The sequence below is a fragment of the Paraglaciecola sp. genome, from assembly GCF_039964565.1.
Lineage (GTDB): Bacteria > Pseudomonadota > Gammaproteobacteria > Enterobacterales > Alteromonadaceae > Paraglaciecola.
In genome coordinates, this window is sequence record NZ_JBDVXF010000006.1 from 184,221 (window position 1) to 203,384 (window position 19,164).

The 19,164-nt window shown below is 41.3% G+C and carries 13 protein-coding genes; 12 read left to right on the forward strand and 1 reads right to left on the reverse strand.

What is annotated here, in order from left to right; all coding sequences use genetic code 11:
* Positions 1-121 precede the first annotated feature (121 nt).
* The 3 genes from ABJK37_RS03720 to galE all read left to right on the forward strand — a co-directional run bounded on the left by ABJK37_RS03720 (position 122) and on the right by galE (position 3,431).
* Entirely contained in the window at positions 122-1,198 is a 1,077-nt protein-coding gene (locus ABJK37_RS03720; RefSeq protein WP_348350251.1) for a UDP-glucose--hexose-1-phosphate uridylyltransferase, read from the forward strand.
* Positions 1,195-2,340, forward strand: coding sequence for a galactokinase (gene galK / locus ABJK37_RS03725; protein WP_348350253.1), 1,146 nt, complete (start codon positions 1,195-1,197; stop codon positions 2,338-2,340). The genes ABJK37_RS03720 and galK overlap by 4 nt, the downstream gene beginning before the upstream one ends.
* Positions 2,341-2,405: 65 nt before the next feature.
* Positions 2,406-3,431 (forward strand): UDP-glucose 4-epimerase GalE, encoded by a 1,026-nt coding sequence (gene galE, locus ABJK37_RS03730; protein ID WP_348350255.1) that lies wholly within the window; start codon positions 2,406-2,408, stop codon positions 3,429-3,431.
* A gap of 79 nt (positions 3,432-3,510) precedes the next feature.
* Here the strand turns inward: galE and ABJK37_RS03735 are convergent, their stop codons facing one another.
* A complete protein-coding gene (locus ABJK37_RS03735) occupies positions 3,511-3,738 on the reverse strand; it encodes a hypothetical protein (RefSeq protein WP_348350257.1) in 228 nt (75 codons plus the stop codon).
* Positions 3,739-4,041: 303 nt separating this feature from the next.
* Between ABJK37_RS03735 and ABJK37_RS03740 the strand changes: the two genes are divergently transcribed.
* The 9 genes from ABJK37_RS03740 to uxaC all read left to right on the forward strand — a co-directional run bounded on the left by ABJK37_RS03740 (position 4,042) and on the right by uxaC (position 18,911).
* Complete coding sequence (locus ABJK37_RS03740) at positions 4,042-5,274, forward strand: aldose epimerase family protein (protein ID WP_348350259.1); 1,233 nt, start codon at positions 4,042-4,044, stop codon at positions 5,272-5,274.
* A gap of 6 nt (positions 5,275-5,280) precedes the next feature.
* A complete protein-coding gene (locus ABJK37_RS03745) occupies positions 5,281-6,288 on the forward strand; it encodes a LacI family DNA-binding transcriptional regulator (RefSeq protein WP_348350261.1) in 1,008 nt (335 codons plus the stop codon).
* Positions 6,289-6,304: 16 nt separating this feature from the next.
* Entirely contained in the window at positions 6,305-7,723 is a 1,419-nt protein-coding gene (locus ABJK37_RS03750; RefSeq protein WP_348350263.1) for an MFS transporter, read from the forward strand.
* Positions 7,724-7,737: 14 nt separating this feature from the next.
* Entirely contained in the window at positions 7,738-8,754 is a 1,017-nt protein-coding gene (locus tag ABJK37_RS03755; protein WP_348350265.1) for a LacI family DNA-binding transcriptional regulator, read from the forward strand.
* 521 nt (positions 8,755-9,275) lie between these two features.
* The gene (locus ABJK37_RS03760) at positions 9,276-11,915 is read left to right on the forward strand and encodes a TonB-dependent receptor (RefSeq protein WP_348350267.1); all 2,640 of its coding nucleotides are present in this window, start codon (positions 9,276-9,278) and stop codon (positions 11,913-11,915) included.
* 108 nt (positions 11,916-12,023) lie between these two features.
* Positions 12,024-13,550, forward strand: a complete 1,527-nt coding sequence (locus ABJK37_RS03765) for a sulfatase (RefSeq protein WP_348350269.1) — start codon at positions 12,024-12,026, stop codon at positions 13,548-13,550.
* 60 nt (positions 13,551-13,610) lie between these two features.
* Positions 13,611-15,179, forward strand: coding sequence for an arylsulfatase (locus ABJK37_RS03770; protein WP_348350271.1), 1,569 nt, complete (start codon positions 13,611-13,613; stop codon positions 15,177-15,179).
* Between the two features lie 24 nt (positions 15,180-15,203).
* The gene (locus ABJK37_RS03775) at positions 15,204-16,778 is read left to right on the forward strand and encodes a sodium/sugar symporter (RefSeq protein WP_348350273.1); all 1,575 of its coding nucleotides are present in this window, start codon (positions 15,204-15,206) and stop codon (positions 16,776-16,778) included.
* 687 nt (positions 16,779-17,465) lie between these two features.
* Complete coding sequence (gene uxaC, locus ABJK37_RS03780; protein ID WP_348350275.1) at positions 17,466-18,911, forward strand: glucuronate isomerase; 1,446 nt, start codon at positions 17,466-17,468, stop codon at positions 18,909-18,911.
* Positions 18,912-19,164 lie beyond the last annotated feature (253 nt).

The window sequence follows — 19,164 nt, forward strand, 5'->3', positions numbered from 1 at the left end:
GACTAATAAATATAGCTATGTAAGCCTTTGTAGGGAGTGTTTTACTATTTGTACATTTGATCTTGCAGTTAATAAGGTAAACGTTTACCCTGTGTCAAAATATCAACCTAGGTAGCCCTTTATGAGTGAAGTTTTTGATCCCACTGAACATCCACATCGCCGCTATAATCCGCTCATTAATGAATGGATATTAGTCTCTCCACACCGTGCTAAACGTCCGTGGCAAGGTCAAGTTGAAGCATTAGATGAAGAGCAAAAACCTAGCTACGACCCAACATGTTTTTTGTGTCCTGGTAATACGCGTATCAATGGCGAGGTGAATCAAAAGTACAAAAATACTTTTGTATTTCCCAATGATTTTGCCGCCTTAAAAAGTGATACGCCAATTTTCGAAACAGATGATCCTTTGTTTAAAATGGCCACAGAGCAAGGTGAAAGCCGAGTGATTTGTTTTTCTCCCGATCACAGTAAAACCTTGCCTGAACTCACTGTTGAAGAAATCACTGAAGTGGTTAAAACCTGGCAAGATCAATGTGAAGAAATTGGTAAAACCTACAACTGGGTACAAGTATTCGAAAATAAAGGCGCGGTAATGGGGTGTTCAAATCCACATCCTCACGGACAAATTTGGGCTCAGCAACAACTTCCTACTCTAGTGACTAAAAAACAAAATGCACAATCGGCCTATCTGGCAGAGCATGGTAGCAACCTTTTACAAGACTACGCTATACGTGAATTCGAGTCTCAAGAGCGAGTAGTGGTAAGTAATGACGATTGGATGGTGGTGGTGCCTTATTGGGCGGCTTGGCCATTTGAAACCTTATTACTACCGCGCTTTGCAGTGCAACGTATGACTGATTTGACCGCTAAGCAACAAGTTTCGCTAGCGGATATTTTACAACAAATCACTATTCGTTATGACAACTTATTTAATACGTCGTTTCCGTATTCGATGGGGTGGCATGGCGCACCATATGATGGCGAAGCACATCCAGAGTGGACACTTCATGCGAGCTTTTTCCCTCCTTTGTTACGTTCAGCTACTGTGCGTAAATTTATGGTGGGTTATGAAATGATGGCAGAGTCACAGCGTGATCTAACCGCTGAGCAAGCCGCCACAAGATTAAAATCAGTATCTACAGTGCATTATAAAGCAGCCAGTCACTCTCAAGAACAAAACGCGGAGCATAAACCATGAGTCAAATTGAATTAGTCAGCCAACAGTACCGCGCGCATTTTGGTAGTGATCCACAACAAGTTATTCATGGTCCGGGTCGTGTCAACTTGATTGGCGATCACACTGATTACAATGACGGATTTGTATTACCAGCCGCTATCAATTTTGGTACCGACATCGCTGCCACTCAGCGTGACGATAAATTGGTTCGGGTGTTAGCCGTTGATTGTGATAATGAAACCGTTGAATTTTCACTTGATGATATCAGCTTTAACGAAAATAAAATGTGGGCTAATTATATTGGCGGTACGTTATTGGCGTTATTAAAAGCCTATCCAAATATTACAGGAGCTGATTTGGTTGTGACAGGTAACGTTCCCCAAGGGGCGGGGCTGAGCTCTTCTGCTAGTTTCGAGATAGCCATATTAAAAACCTTCGCCGCATTAAACGCTATTGATTTAGATGGCATACAAGCGGCATTAATGGGACAGGACGCCGAAAACAATTTTGTCGGTTGTAATTGCGGGATCATGGATCAGCTTATTTCAGCACTGGGTAAAGAAAACAACGCCATGTTGTTAGATTGTAGAAGTCTGACTTTCGAGCACGCTCCGATTCCCGAAAATATGGCTCTGCTAATCGTTAATTCCAATGTAAAAAGAGGTTTGGTTGACAGCGAATACAACACTCGTCGAAAGCAGTGTGAAGCGGTGGCGAGTCATTTTGATAAGCCGGCACTAAGAGACGTGACTTTAGAGCAACTTTTAGCCGCTGAAAATGACCTCGAAGCTGAACTCGTGAAACGGGCTAAACATGTGATTACGGAAAATACCCGTACCGAGTCAGCATTAACGGCATTGCAAAATAATGATATGGAAAAAATGAGCCAACTCATGGCGCAGTCACATCTTTCTTTAAAAAATGACTTTGAGATATCCACACCAGAGATAGATTTCTTAGTAGACACTATTGCCGCACAGTTAGGCTCTGAAGGTGGCGTGCGAATGACAGGTGGTGGTTTCGGAGGCTGTGTTATTGCATTAGCTCCCAAGTATTTAGTTGATGCAGTCACGCAAAAGATAGCCGCAACCTATCAGCAACAAACCGGATTGAAAGAACAGGTCTACGTATGTGTTGCAACCGACGGTGCCTTTAATCGTTGATTTAATCTGTTAAGTCACTCGATTTCTAATTTATTACTGATGTTTAACTTATAAAAGGTCATTAAATGAAAGTCTTAGTAACAGGTGGAGCAGGGTATATTGGCTCCCATACGGTTTTATGTTTGTTGCAAAGTGGGCATCAAGTGGTGGTGTATGACAACTTTTGTAACTCCAGTGAAGAGTCTTTAACCCGAGTACAACAACTCACCCAAAAACAGGTTGAGTTAGTAGAAGGGGATATTCGTGATGTGGCGAAATTAGATTCTGTATTTAAGCAACATAAGATAGATGCGGTGATTCATTTTGCGGCATTAAAGGCGGTGGGTGAGTCTGGTAAAATTCCGCTGAGTTATTTTCAAAATAACGTTCATGGCTCGGTTTGTTTATTGGAAGTGATGGAAAAACATCAGGTTCATAATTTTATTTTTAGCTCATCAGCCACAGTCTATGGTGAAGAAAATGCTGTTCCCTATGTCGAAACCATGAAGTTGGGCACACCAGCCAGTGCTTATGGCGCTAGCAAAGTCATGGTTGAACGCATAATGGCAGATCAAGCCTTGGCAAATAGCCATTTTAGGGGTGTCTCATTACGCTACTTTAATCCTATTGGCGCCCACCCAAGTGGTTTGATTGGCGAAGATCCCAAAGGTATACCTAATAATTTATTACCTTTTGTTGCCCAAGTCGCGGTAGGTAAAAGAGATAAATTAAGCATTTTTGGTGACGATTACGATACTGAAGATGGCAGCTGCGAACGAGATTATTTGCACGTTTTAGACTTAGCTGAAGGACACGTAGCCGCATTAGACTGGTTAAGTAGCCACGCTGATTTTACTGGCGTTGAGGCCTTTAATCTAGGTACAGGTAATGGCATATCGGTATTTGAAATTGTTACTGCTTTTGAAAAAGCGGCCAATAAAACCATTGCTTATGAAGTCTCCCCAAGGCGTGCTGGCGATTTACCTGCCTTTTGGGCTAACGCACAAAAGGCCCGTGATCAACTCAATTGGCATGCAAAACGATCGCTACAAGACATGATGGAAGACACGTGGCGCTGGCAGTCGAATAACCCCAATGGTTATGAGACTTAGCCTGTAACTGGTATTTTTGACTTTTCTTTGACTAATACATTGGCCGCAATCGCGGCCAAATTTATGTGATGTATAACGGTTACAGGCTAATATCAATTTGCCTGTCTAGGGAAGGCAATCGAATAGGGGTCATGGTTTTAAATCCATCTAATAAAACTTCAGACATCATTTTATCGTAGCTGACAAGTGTGCCTGTGGTGAAAATTTCGTATCCGTCTCCACCGTTTGCGACAAATCCGCTTGTAGCCACTGTATAGGTTCGATATCCGCTAAGTTTTTTCCGTTTATTGTTAGCGAAATGAGTCATAAGTAATTTTCACACCTGAGAATTGCTCGTTGGCATAAGCAAGTTACAACTAGAGTCACCATTGTTGATGTGTTTTTTGGTAAGTCTAGAAGTTTATTTTTATCTCAAAGTGAGGTGAACTTTCTAAGTCAAAGGGTAAAGCAAATACTTTGTCCAATATCAAATTCTATCTAGGGTTTGAATTTATGCCGTTCTAATCGTAGGTTTTATTAGTGAGGTAAACCGATTTCATTTATGTGGTGTTACTTTACCTTTTGTCGTATAGTATTCAAATACTTAGCGATATGATTGAGCGTAATTTTGATGATGTTATTTTTGCCTAACGATGTTTTATCTTATTTGTATAAAATGGGGCGTGGTTTTCGATTCAGTGTTTTTTTATTAATAATGAGCCTGCCATGGAGCGCCTACAGTCAAACGTCATCGGGTGCTCAAAGTAAAATAAAAGTACCTCAAGTGACAATAACCGAAGAGATATGGGGGCAATTCAAAGGTCAAAAAATTCAGCGTTTTACATTTAAAAACGCCAAGGGAATGCAGGTAAGCGTGACGAATTGGGGCGCTTATGTCACTTCTATTTTAGTACCCGACAAAAACGCGAAATTTGAAGATGTTATTTTAGGTTACGACACAGCTAAAGAGTATATAGACGATTGTTGTTTTAATGGCGCAACAGTGGGGCGTTTTGCAAATCGTATTGCCAATGGGCGCTTTGATATTGACCAGGAAACTATTCAATTAAGCGTTAAATCAACAGGGGGAAATAAAGGCAACCATTTACACGGCGGTGAAAAGGGATTTAACAAAAAATTGTGGCGAGCTCAGCAGCTAGGAAATCAGGTTGAAATGTTTTACTTGTCTCAGGACGGTGAAGAAGGGTATCCCGGTAACCTAAGTGCCAAAGTCGTTTTTAGTTTAGATAATAACAACGGCTTTAAAATAAGTTACAGTGCTACCAGTGATAAAATCACTCCGGTTAACCTTATTTCACATATTTATTTTAACTTAACCGGCAACCAAAAACGGGATGTAGAACAACATCAATTGCGCATAGCTGCCGATAGTATAGTAGAGGTTAAAGAGGGATTATTGCCTACTGGGCAATTGGTGTCTGTAGCCGATACCCCTTTTGATTTATCGAATGCCCGGACTTTGCATCAAAGCCTAACCACTGCTAACGCGCAACTTAAACTGGCGGGTGGCGTTGATAAAACCTACGGTGGTTTTGACCATACTTGGGTATTTTCACAATATGATGGTAAGTTGCGTCAACAAGCACAATTACATGATCCAGATAGTGGTCGAACACTAGATGTATTAACCACTCAGCCGGGTTTACATGTTTACACAGGAAATTTTATGAATGGTAGCGCTAAAGGGAAACAAGGAAGGCCCATGAAATTTCGACATGGTGTTGCTTTAGAAACCCAACATTTTGCTGATTCAGTTAATCATCCTAAATTTCCACCGACACTATTACATCCTGGTCAAACCTACCAAGAATCAACCCTTTACCAATTTGGGGTCAAGGAATAATACTAAATGGCTACTATTAAAGATGTCGCAAAACTAGCTGGCGCTTCACCTGCTACAGTGTCGAGAGTGTTAAGCTCTAACGCTGTAGTGAGCCCTAAGACTAAAGCGCGAGTTGAAAAGGCGATAGCTGAATTAGATTTTCGTCCTAATGCCCATGCTCGTGCGTTAGTTAGTCAATCAACCAATACAATTGGCGTGGTTATTTCGCAGTTGGCCGATCCCTTCTTTGCGCAAATGGCCAGCAGTATCGAAGATGTCGCTAAGAAACGTCAATTTAAAGTGTTGATTAGTACAGGTTCATTGGATGCGCAAAAAGAACTGACCGCGATTAAAAGCTTACAAGCTCAGCGCTGTGAGGCAATGGTAGTGAACAGTAAAGCCCTAGATGATGATGTGCTTATTGATTTGGCTCAGCGAATTCCTGGCTTTGTTTTGATTAATAAATATATTCCACAGATCAGCCAACGTTGTGTGTGGTTTGATAATATAGGTGGCGGCAAAGTAATGGCCGATTATGTTACGTCATTAGGCCATAAAAATATTGTGGTGCTTTCTACCAAAGATCGCGTCTACGACGCGACCCATCGTTTAAATGGTATTCGTGAGTCTTTGCTATCACATGACATTGAGCTTTCAGAGCAGCATATCGCATACGGCTCTCCCGATTACGCTGGTGGACGGGCGGCAATTGAAACTTTGATACAACAAGGAATCAAATTCAGTGCAGTGCTTTGTTACAACGACGCAATGGCCACTGGCGTTATTTCAGCATTAAGCGATACCGGCGCGCGTATTCCCGAAGATGTATCCATTATTGGGTTTGATGATGTCTTATTAGCCAAATACTGTATGCCCAAATTAACCACGGTAAAATATCCTATTGATATTATGGCGCGTAAGGCCACTGAATTGGCGTTAAGCTTGATTGTTAAAGATAAAACACCGAACGATAATGCCAAAGACTACCAATACAAGCCTTTTTTGGTAAAACGCGAGTCAGCTTCCAAGTGTTAAAGTGAGCAGCGGGTAAGTGTTTTCTATTCCGGATATTTCTAGACAACATAAAATGGCGCTAGGTTTTGGCTTTCTAGCGGTGTTTTTTGCCAACCATAGCCTCAGTGCTATGGCCATTCCTTATTTTCAAATGACGCTTGGCCTTGACCCTTTTAAGCTGAGCCTAGTGATGGCAGGTCCGATAGTTTTTGCTGCATTGATTAGTCAAGCTGTGGGCGAGTTTTCGGATCGCTGTAACAATATTCGAGGAAGTCGACGATTTATCTTGATGCTGTCTGGCGTGCTATCGGGATTATGCTTTAGTTTGATTTGGATGGTGCCTATCCACTGGGAGCCTGATGAAATTTTATATTATCTGCTGCTTCTGAATTCCTTGTTTTGTATCAGTATGACGTTTCTTACTATTAACGTTAAATCACTGGCGTTTGAATTGAGTCATGATGCGCAGCAAAGAGTCAAAGTCATGGCCTTCGGCTCTTTGTTTGAACGTTTGGGTACCCTAGCGTATTTTTGGCTTTTTCCGATAGCACAATTATCGCTATGGGGCGGCGTGTATCTGGGAATTCAATATGTGGGTTGGTTTATTGGTTTCGTTTTGATTGCTTTGTTTGCGATGATAACTGCGTGGTTTTCACAAATAAAATCAGAAGGCTCATTGCAGCATCATTCTGATAAAAACACTCAGTTGAGTTTGGACGAAACCAACGAGCAGCAGCCAATTGATACTGCGCAGATTGATCATAGCGTAAAACGAGCGTTATTTTTGTTGTTGGGCCTGACTTTGATTAAGTTTGGGCTCATAAGTATCTTTACGAGTTTAGACTTTTACCTGTTGGTGTATTTTGTTAAAGCAGGGGATTTAGCGGCAGGGGCTGCTTGGAAAGGCATATTATCGTCTAGTTTTGCCTGTGTTACTTTAGTAATGATCCCATTATTTTCCTATTTAACCTTGATGCTAGGTAAGCTCAAAACCTTGTATCTTATATATTGGATCACGGCGTTAGGCGCCATTTTAAAATGGTTTATTTTCCAGCCAGGAAACGAATGGGCGGTGGTAGTGGATGCGTTGTTGGGTGCGCCATCCTGGGTTGCCATTTCAGTGATTATTCCGAGTATGTTTGCTGACTTATGCGCCTATGAGCGTCGTTTATCTGGTAAAAACAAAGTGGGCTATTTTATCTCTATACAAAATAAAGTCATTAATTTAGGACTGGTAGGCGCGATGATAGGCGCAGGACTGTTGCTAAATATAATAGGTTTTGATGCAGATTTAGCCGGGCAACAACACGCCGATACTATAACTTGGATGCGTGTTTGTTTAGCGGGTGGTCCGCTATTGCTGTGTTTTGTTTCATTAATTATTGTTAAAATTTATCCATTAAGCGAACCGCATCAGACAACACTTAATGCTAAATCATCCTATGGTCAAACTTAGAGCGAAGGTAATGTATGCCCACAATTAAAGACATAGCTAAAGCCGCCGGTGTATCACCCGCTAGTGTTTCAAGAGTGATCAATAATGGACCTAAAGTAGGCGCTAAAACGCGGGAAAAGATTAAGCGCATTATCCGTGAAATGGAATATCAACCCAACGCGAATGCCCAAGCAATAAATGTACAGAATAATGCGTCCATAGGAATTGTGTTGACTGATTTAACCGATCCTTTGTTTGCACAAATGGCGCATGGAATTGAGAAAGTTGCGGCGCAAAAAAATTTACAAATATTTCTCAATTCTGGTGCATTTGACCGCGCCAGTGAACTTGATGCTATCAATGTGCTGCTTGAACATAGATATAAAGCACTAGTGGTTCACAGTGCCATGCTCGATGACAAAACGTTAATCGACTTTGCTCATAAGGTACCGGGTCTGGTGCTACTTAATCGTCATATTAAAGAAATAGAAAACCGCTGCGTTTGGTTAGATGATAAACGTGGAGGTGAGCTAATGGCTGATTATATTGTTAAACAAGGGCACCAAAAAATAGCGCTGATTGGGGTTAATGGCGTTCAAAATAACACAGTGCAACGACTCGAAGGGATCAAAGCTCAATTAGACAAATATCCGGTGCAATATGAAATTGAGATGTTGGAAAGGGGAGCATCAACCTACGAGGGGGGCGAAATCGCAGTGCAAAACCTGTTAGCTCGGGGCTCTGAGTTTAGCGCGATTTTGGCCTACAACGACGCGATCGCTATTGGAGCAGTGTCGATGCTTAAAGCTCATGGGCTAAACGTGCCACAAGATATTTCTGTAATGGGATTTAACAATCTTATTTTAGCTCAATGTATGCGACCAAAATTGACCACTGTCCATAATCCTATTGAAAAAATGGCTATGAAAGCCACGGAGCTGGCTTTGAGTTTAAGTCAAGGCAACGGCATTTCAGAGCCGCAATACAATGTAATTGAACATAAATACACTCCCGAGCTGGTGGAGCGTCAGTCAGTTCTGAGGCTGGATTGATTCAAGTCGCCTGTCGATACCACATTTTTTAACGGTTTTTTCTGCCCAGTGTTTTTGTAATCTATAATAATTAAAAACTTGCCCAATTCACTCACTGTAATACTTAATTTCTCGTAATTTCTTTAGGCTTGTTATCGCTGAAGTATCTCTCTAAATGTTAAATGAAAAGCAAATGTAACGTTTCCCTAGTAAGGTAAACCGTAATCATTTTATATGATTTGAAATTATTTTTAACGAAATTGTTATTTATCAAACCTTAATAAAGGTTATTTAAAACAATGTATTATCATATTTTGTATTTGTTTTTCTGTAAATAAATAGGGAAACTGTTTTCATTTTGATGTTGTGCATTTGTTAATGACATGCTAATTTAAATTCAAGCTTAGGCTGAGTAATGTTCTAAGTACGCTCGTTTTTTCTCAAAATAAAACTAAGACTGAGGCTAGGTGAGCAAGCAGAGTAATCACGATATTACTCATGACGCTAACGGACACATACAATAAGAATTTTCGGAGAACGAAATGAAAACTAATACACAACACACAATATTAGCTACCGCCATTGGCATGATACTTTGCACCGGACAAATAGGGGCGCAAGAAAGCGCAGCTGCAGGTGCAAGCGAGCAGGTCGAGCAAATTTCAGTGGTAGGGATCCGCTCAAGCATCACTAACTCTGTGGCTCGTAAGCAGGGAGCAAGTCAAGTAGCAGATGTTATTTCGGCTGAAGATATCGGAAAATTTCCAGACTTAAACGTAGCAGAGTCGTTACAACGTATTCCAGGTATTCAAATTTCACGTTCTCGTGGCGAAGCGTCGGGAGTGTCTATTCGTGGTCTTGATGAGGTCGCTACTCTGTTAAACGGTCGCAATTATTTTGGTGGTGCATCTGAATTGAGCATTAACCGTTTTGCGAGCTTTGAAGATATCCCGGCTGAGTTAGTAGGATCGGTTGTTGTGTATAAATCAGTATCTGCTGATATTTTAGAGGGGGGAATAGGAGGCGTTGTTGACATCGAACGTACTAATGCGCTGAGCTTAAGCGGTCCCACTTTAGTCGGTAGCTTTAAAGAACATTATGGTGATTTGTCAAAAGAATGGTCGCCCCGTGGTTCATTGGTTGCAGGCAATAAATGGGATTACGGCAGCAATGGTGGTGAAATAGGGGTTATTTTTGGGGTGTCTTACCTTGAGCGGGAATATCGTGAAGATTTGGTTCGTAATTCTAGTTCGACCGCAATTGTTGGTGATTTTCCTAGTGGTACCGCTCCAGAGGGTGCAAAAACCAGTGCTTCGCTAAACTCTTCTCCAGCATGGGGGGATCGAGAGCGCACTGTGTACTCACTTGGTGTGGATATGTCACTAAACAGTGATACCAAGTTTTTCTTTGATTCGGGTTATACAGAATATTCAACTGCGCAATTACGCCAAGAGTTTGTTTGGGGCTTTAGTGGCAGCAATGTAATTGACGCAGACTTTTCGAACATGGACCAAAATAACCTCTACCCAGCATCAGTCGAATTAAGTGATATGACTTTTGATGTGTTAAGTATGATTGATGATCGTCATACCACAACCTACGACTTAGCATTGGGTTTTGAGACAGTATCAGGGCCTTTGAAAATTTCTGGTGAAGTGAGTTATGTTGATACTGACAATGAAACTAATTTTCACAACACCCGAATTCGCGACAATTGGGATGCGCTACCAGTAACAGTTGATAACAGTGGTTTTCCAAGCGAACCGCCTTCATTCGACTTAGGTAACTTTGATGTTAGCGACGAAAACAATTTCGATATTGTACAGTGGCGTCATGAAAGTCGGCAATTAGCAGCGGATGAATCTGCAGCGAAAATTGACGTGGATTATATGTTTGATGACGGCATGTTCAGATCGATAGAAGCCGGTTTTCGGTTGGCCAGTTTGGGTACCACTAAGTACGTACAAAATAATCATATTTTTGATGCGTCAGGTGCCACTTATGGTACTCAAGACCCGTTGGATTTAGTTGAGCCTAGTGTCTGGGACAACTTTATGGACAACTATGATGGTGCTAATTTCCCTAATAATTACGTTGCCGTTAACCCTACCTATTTATTGTCGCGTAACGATGAAATTCGCGATTATTACGGCTTTACTGGGCAGGCAAGCACTGAAAACCCCAGGGATTCCTTCGATTATGTTGAAGACGTCTCAGCGCTATATGTAAAAGCTAATTTTGAAACCGAAGTGGGGGATATGTTTGTTAGCGGTGATTTTGGAGGCCGTTACGTGAAAACAGACACTACCGCGGATTACTTTTTTGATACAGGTAATGTTGATGGAACAGGTGCTCCCATTTATGAAGGTACAACCAGCGATAAAAACTACAGTGAATTTTTACCGTCTTTTAACCTAAAACTAGAATTAAATGACGAATTCCTGGTTCGTGTTGCGGGCTCCAAGACGTTTTCACGGCCTCATTTTGGTGATTTAGCGCCGTCACTGTATCTTAATTTTGAGCAGGGTCGCGGTAACGGTGGTAACCCAGACTTAGACCCGTTCACTGCAACTAACGTCGATTTAACATTGGAATATTATTTTGCTAGCGGCGGTATGGCGTCATCAGCGATTTTCTACAAAGACATAGATGGTTTCTTGCAAACCTCAGAAAGTCAGGAAAACATAGGTGGCAACGACTTTGTTATTCTTCGTAAAAGTAACGGTGGTTCAGGTACAGTGCGTGGTTTAGAACTAGCGTATCAGCAGTTTTTTGACTTTTTACCCGAACCTTTTAATGGTTTAGGTTTACAAGCTAACTACACCTACGTGGACTCTGATGTACCTTCACCTAATCCTTTACTGCCAAATATCACCTTAGAGGGTTTATCAGACAACAGTTACAACTTAGTGGGGATATACGAAGACGACGCGTTTTCTGGACGCCTTTCTTACAATTATCGCTCTGATTTCTTAGTGACAACTGAAGTGGCACAAGAGGGCTTTGGTCAACTTGACTTATCATTAGCTTATAACCTTTCAGAGTCATTTCGTTTGACCTTGGATGCCTTGAATCTATTACGCAGAGATCATTTTGAATACAAGGCGGGTGATAAGTTTAATCCCTATCACTGGATTACCACTGAAAAACAAGTGCTAGTGGGTGTGTCGTATACTTTCTAAGTGTACGGGCAAGTCTAATTTCCAATATTAATTGCAGCTAACTAAACAGGCCACAATGGATTTTTGTGGCGCTGCTTTTTAGTTGTCATTGAGTTTCAGGGATAATTCATGGTGTTTCGTTTCAAAACATTATTTTTGTATCTAGTGACATTGATGCTTGTCACTGTTCATAGTGTTGCACTAAGCGCACAAGATGGCGCACAGGATGGCATGCAGGACGCTAAAAAATTACAAACAAGGGTGAATAACAAGCCCAATGTGGTGATGATTGTTGCCGATGATCATGGTTTAGATGCGCTGGGTGCCTATGGCAATAATGTGATAAAAACCCCCAATATTGACGCTTTGGCTAAAGATGGCGCACGATTTGACAACGCGTTTGCGACCGTTTCGAGTTGCAGCCCAAGTCGTTCGGTGATTTTAACAGGTCGTCAAAATCACGCTAATGGCATGTATGGCTTGCAACACAAGCAACATCATTTTAGTAGTTTTGAGCAGGTGAGATCGTTACCCGTTATTCTTAGTGAAAATGGTTACCGCACCGCACGTATAGGTAAATACCATTTAGGACCTGACCACGTGTTTAAATTTGATCAGGTGCTGTCAAAAGGGGCGGCTAATGATATGCAGTCTATAGCTCGCAGTCCGGTTGAAATGGCAAACAAAAGTGTGGAGTTTATCTCTGAAAGTGAGCAGCCTTTCTTTCTGTATTTTGCGAGTGATGATCCACACCGTGCCTTTCCTTTTGATACCTATCCTAATCCCAACTCATTTGGTAATCGAGCTAAGGGGTATCCCGGTATTAAAGAAGTATTTTACAAACCTGAAGAGGTCATCGTCCCAGAATACCTGCCTGACACACCCGCTGCTCGTAAAGAAATAGCCGAATATTATCAAGCTATCTCGCGACTCGATCAGGGCGTTGGTCAGTTAGTGAAGCAACTAAAAGCGCAAGGAAAATACCAGAATACTTTGATTTTGTATTTATCTGACAATGGAATCGCTTTTCCAGGTGCAAAAACCAATTTGTATGATGCTGGAATTCACTTACCTTTAATTGTTAAAGCCCCTGGCTCAAGCGCATCATCTGAAGCTTGCGCACAAAATTTACAGGTCTGTAAGGCTCACCAGAAAATGGTGTCGTGGGTAGATTTAACTCCCACTATTCTTGACTACGCCAAGGTGTCTATTGCCGATGAAAATATGCAAGGAAAGTCTTTCAAAGCGGTTATTGAAACAGATCAAAATAAAGGCTGGGAGCGGGTTTTTGCCTCACATTCGATGCACGAAGTCATGATGTATTACCCAATGCGTATGGTGCGTAATAAAGAATACAAACTGATTTGGAATATTGCACATGGTTTGATCTATCCCTTTGCTGCCGACTTGCAATATTCATTGATTTGGCAAGATTTACAGCGCCGCGGCATAAAACATTACGCAAATCGTAGTATCAAAGACTTTATGCAGCGTCCTGAGTTTGAATTATTTGATATCCGCAATGACCCTCAAGAGCTTCACAACTTGGCGTATTTGCCCGAATACGACAAGTTGCGACAGCAGCTTACCCAAGAGATTAAAACCTTTCAGAAAAATACCAATGATCCCTGGGTCACAAAGTGGCTATACCAGTGAGTTTATTTAACAAAATTCCCTATGCCTTTTGGCTTGTAGAATATTTAGGAGTAACAATTGATGAAGTTAATTAATGCCTCTGTATGGCGCTATTCGGCGCTATTCAAGATTTGTACGCTACTACTTAGCACCGTGTCTGTTCAGGCTGCACCGCAAAAAGCCGCTCAGAAACCTAATGTGATAGTGATGTATGTCGACGATTTGGGATACGGTGATATTTCACCCAATGGAGCGCAAGGTGTCAGCACACCTAATTTAGATGTCCTGGCTAAAAAAGGGGTAAATTTTACTGATGCTCACAGCACTGCAGCAACATGCACACCGTCACGTTATTCGTTACTTACGGGTGAACATGGTTTTCGTCAAGACGCCGCTATTTTGCCGGGTGATGCGCCGGCTTTAATTCGTCCTGGCAAAGCCACCTTACCTAGCATGTTGCAGAAGGCCGGTTATGTCACTGGAGTCATTGGTAAATGGCATTTAGGTTTAGGTGACGGCTCGGTTGATTGGAATCAAGATGTAAAGCCAGGTCCATTGGAAATTGGTTTCGACTATAGCTTTTTATTACCTGCAACGGGAGACCGTGTGCCTACTGTGTATTTAGAAAATCATGGTGTCGTTAATCTTGAAAACGAGGATCCGATTGAAGTGAGTTACGATCACCAGGTCGGGAATCGCCCCACAGGTGTCGCTAATCCCGAATTGCTGCGTATGACCGCGGACTTGCAACATAGCCAAACTATCGTTAATGGCATTAGCCGCATAGGAAGTATGAGTGGCGGGGAAAAGGCTTTATGGGTAGATGAAGAATTCCCCGATGTGTTTACTGAAAAAGCGGTCGATTTTATCACTGAAAATAAGAGCAAACCGTTCTTTTTGTTTTTTTCATTTCAGGACATTCATGTTCCACGCTTACCTAATGAGCGGTTCAAAGGAAAAAGCACTATGGGACCACGAGGTGATGCCATTGCGCAAATGGACTGGATGGTAGGCAGACTAATGAAAGAGTTAACAGCTCAAGGCCTTGAAGAAAACACCTTGGTTATTTTTACAAGTGACAATGGTCCGGTTCTGGATGATGGATATAATGATAAAGCTGCTGAAATGTTAGGAGATCATACTCCAGCAGGTCCATTCAAAGGTGGCAAATACAGTGCATTTGAAGGAGGAACACGTGTTCCAATGATAGTGTATTGGCCGCATAAAACAGCACATATTCGCAGCCGTGCGCTTATTTCCCAAGTTGACATCTATGCCTCTTTAGCAGGTTTAGTGAAGCAAACCCTTGCCGCAGATGAGGCTATTGACAGCCTGGATATGATGGACGCGTTTCTGGGTAAAACTGAGAACGCCAGAATCTATTTATTGGAGGAAGCAGTTGGCACAGTTGCGTTGCGTAAAAATAATTGGAAGTACATTCAGCCCATCGCTGCAGATAAAATATTGCCTGGTTGGTTGGCCAATAAAGATATCGAAATGGGCTTCGAGGATACACCGCAATTATTCGATTTAAGTGACGATATAGGTGAACAAACCAATCATGCCGAAAACTATCCTCAATTGGTTGCCGAGTTAGAGATGAAAACTAAGATTCTTTTGGAAAAAGGTTTCAGAAATGTTCAACAATAAATACTTTCTGAAAGGATATATGTGATGGAATTTTCAACAAAACTTGGAACCTTAGATAGCACAATATTTATCGTTTATGTGATTGGATTGTTATGTCTTGCCTTATGGATTTCTCGCAATGAAAAGAAAGAAGGTGCTAACACCGAAGATTACTTTTTGGCCAGTAAATCACTGCCTTGGTGGGCGATCGGTGCATCTTTAATCGCTGCAAATATTTCGGCTGAACAAATTATTGGCATGTCAGGGTCGGGATACGCTATTGGTTTAGCTATTGCGTCCTATGAATGGATGGCTGCGATTACGCTAGTGCTAGTGGGTAAATATATGTTACCTATTTTTTTAGAAAACAAAATATTTACCATGCCACAATATCTTGAACAACGCTTTGATAACAAAGTAAAAACAACCATCGCGATTTTTTGGTTGGCGGTATATACCTTCGTTAATTTAACCGCAGTTTTGTGGTTAGGTGGCTTGGCGATTGAAACGGTAGCCGGTGTAGACTGGATGATTGGCATGATTTTCCTCGCCACATTTTCAGCGGCTTACTCGTTGTATGGCGGCCTAAAAGCCGTTGCCTTTACCGACATATTACAAGTAGTGTTGCTAGTGTTTGGTGGTTTATTGCTGAGTTATTTAGCCTTGGATGCAGTCGCAGATGGGCAAGGAATGTTAGCGGGTTTTATGGTGCTTACTGATAAAATGCCGGGACATTTTGACATGATATTAAGTCCAGAAAACTCTCACTACATGAGCCTTCCCGGTATATCAGTATTAATTGGTGGTATGTGGGTGATGAACTTTAGTTATTGGGGATTTAATCAGTATATTATTCAGCGTGCATTAGCTGCTAAAGATATCAAGGAAGCACAAAAAGGTATCGCTTTTGCTGCCTACCTTAAGTTATTAATGCCACTTATTGTGGTTGTTCCAGGTATCGCCGCAATTATTCTTTATCCATCGTTAACCACGCCAGATCAAGCGTATCCGTCTATGATGGCGTTAATGCCCGTTGGTATAAAAGGGTTGGTATTTGCGGCATTAGTAGCGGCCATAGTGTCATCACTTGCCTCTATGACAAATAGTATTTCCACTATATTTACTATGGATATTTATACCCGTTTTAAGCCTAACCAAAGCCAACGCCACTATGTGTTTATTGGGCGTATCGCGGTATTGGTTTCTTTGTGTATTGCGTTAGTTGTTGCGCAACCATTACTCGGTCAATTTGATCAAGCCTTTCAATATATTCAAGAATTTACCGGTTTCTTTACTCCTGGCATTGTTGTGATATTTGTATTGGGCATGTTCTGGAAACGTGCCACATCTATGGGGGCGCTATCAGCTGCGGTAGGTTCTGCTGTGTTTTCGCTAGCTCTGAAATTTGCATGGCCTGAGTTGCCTTTTATGGACCGCGTCGGCTTAGTGTTTTTGTTGTGTTTATTGTTATGTTTCTTTGTGTCTATTGCAGGGAAGCCAATAACCACAGATAGCAGTGTTAACTTAGAGCAAGTGAATTTTACAACGGCACAGTCGTTTAATATTTCTGCTGTAGGTGTAGTGGTGATCTTAGCAGCGTTATATACCACTTGGTGGTAGAGTGAAATTTAACAACGTCGAAAGGTCTATAACACTTAGACTTTAAGTTTTTGATTGCGCAAAGATACTAACTGGTGATGTGCAAATATTCCAAACTGGTATCTAAGTTGGGCTATGAGAAATATCGTTGTTAAAGTGAAAATATAAAACAGTTGAATTGGCTTGCTAGCTTAAGTCAATTCAACTGCTTCAGGTTTTAAATTCTAATTAATTTCCGTTTAGAACGATTTTTTAGTTAAGAAAGGTTTGGGGGTATCGAAGCCTTTTATATGGCTAGTAATCTGCGTAAGCTCGAAGCTCTTGTGTATATAAACTATTTAGGAACTATCGTATTTTAGCTGCATAAAAAGTCGCTTAGGCTTTATATTTAGCAGCAATAAATCTAGGTAAAGGGTAGGAGTGTTTGCGAACATTCTTAGTGTTTTAACATGTTCGAAAAAATAAGTAATGATGCTTGTTGTTCCTAGTAACTATTCAGAAAATACGTCACAGTAATTTTTATCTTGTTCATCCCATAGACACTTGACATTTACAGTATTTTAACTCATCTTGATACCGGTGTCATTTTCGGTTGTATACTATTGTTCTATATTAAAAGTGCGTCACTTTTAATGGCAATATGACCTAAATAAAAAGTTAACTAAAGCGATATTGATGTCGTAATTGATCTATTTGTGGGAATTTCATATGACCAGCTCCATCCAAAAACTAACTCTCAATCCGCTGCGGCTGTTTTCTGCTGATAAACAGGTAGCTAATTTAGCCTGTGAGTTATATGAAGAAATCAAGGAGTTACCCATAGTTAGCCCTCATGGACATACTGATCCGCGATGGTTTAATGAAAACAAAAACTTTGAAAATGCCACGGATTTGTTGATTCGGCCTGATCATTACGTGTTTCGAATGTTATATAGCCAAGGTATCTCTTTAGATTCTTTAGGGATCCCGCAACATGGTGAAAAGGGAGATTTAAGCTTATATAAAAACGCCGATCCCAAGCAAATTTGGCAGTTATTTGCCGAGCATTATTATCTATTTGCTGGTACGCCTTCGGGCTATTGGTTAGAGCATACTTTTTCTAAGGTATTTGGCTTGACTGAAAAGTTATGTACAGACAATGCCCATGCATATTATCAAGAAATCAATCGACAACTTGCTTTGCCTGACTTCACCCCATTGGCGCTCATGAACAAGTTTAATATTGAGCTGATTGCTACCACAGAAGGAGCCTTAGACTCCCTTAGTCACCACTCAGCCATTGCGGGTACGAAGTGGGCAAAACGTGTTATCACTACTTTTAGACCTGATGATGTGGTGGATGCGAGTCGCGAAGATTTTGCAGAAAACCTGCAGAAACTCGCCGAGCTAACGGGTGAAAATACACAAAATTGGCAAGGTTACTTAAATGCTATCCGCAAACGTCGCCAGTATTTTATGCAGCAGGGTCGTGCAACGGCAACTGACCATGGTCATGCAACTGCGCTAACCGCTGATTTAGCTGAGAACGAATGCCAAGCCTTATTGCATAAGTGTTTTAGCGGTCAATCTAATGAACAAGAGCAAGAGTTATTCAGAGCACAAATGTTAACTGAAATGGCTGGCATGAGTATTGAGGATGGCTTGGTGATGCAGATCCATCCTGGATCTCATCGAAATCATAATACTCATGTTTTTGACTACTACGGGCGAGACAAAGGCTGTGATATTCCTAGTCAAACCGAGTACGTCAATGCCTTAAAACCACTGTTAAGCAAGTACGGTAATCATCCAGACTTAAACATCATAGTGTTCACGTTAGATGAAACCACTTATAGCAGGGAACTAGCACCGCTGGCGGGACATTACCCTAGTCTTAAACTAGGCCCTGCATGGTGGTTTCATGATAGCCCAGCTGGAATGTTACGTTTTCGCCAACAAACCACTGAAACGGCAGGGTTTTATAACACGGTTGGATTTAACGATGACACTAGGGCATTTTTGTCAATCCCTGCACGTCATGATGTAGCCAGAAGAGTAGATTGTCGCTATCTCGCCGAGTTGGTTGCTAACCATCAAATTAGCATGCAAGAGGCTCATACTTTGGCCTATCAATTAACTTATGGACTAGTTAAAAAGGCGTATAATTTAAGCTAACTTGATGATTAAAAGGGGCACCGCTGATTTGAGTGTTCATCATACAAGCTACTTCAATGCAGCAAGTCTGAGTGAACCCGCAGCTTAGATTTTGAGACTGTTCAACAAAATGTTCTTAGAAGGTTTTTAAATTTTGAAGAGTTTTATGTTCTACCTCTAAGCATTAGCCACAGTGCCAGTTTTTTCTCATAACTTTTGTTCCTCTTATTTGTTCCTAACTCCAATGAATTTTTTAAATTGGTATACCCGATTT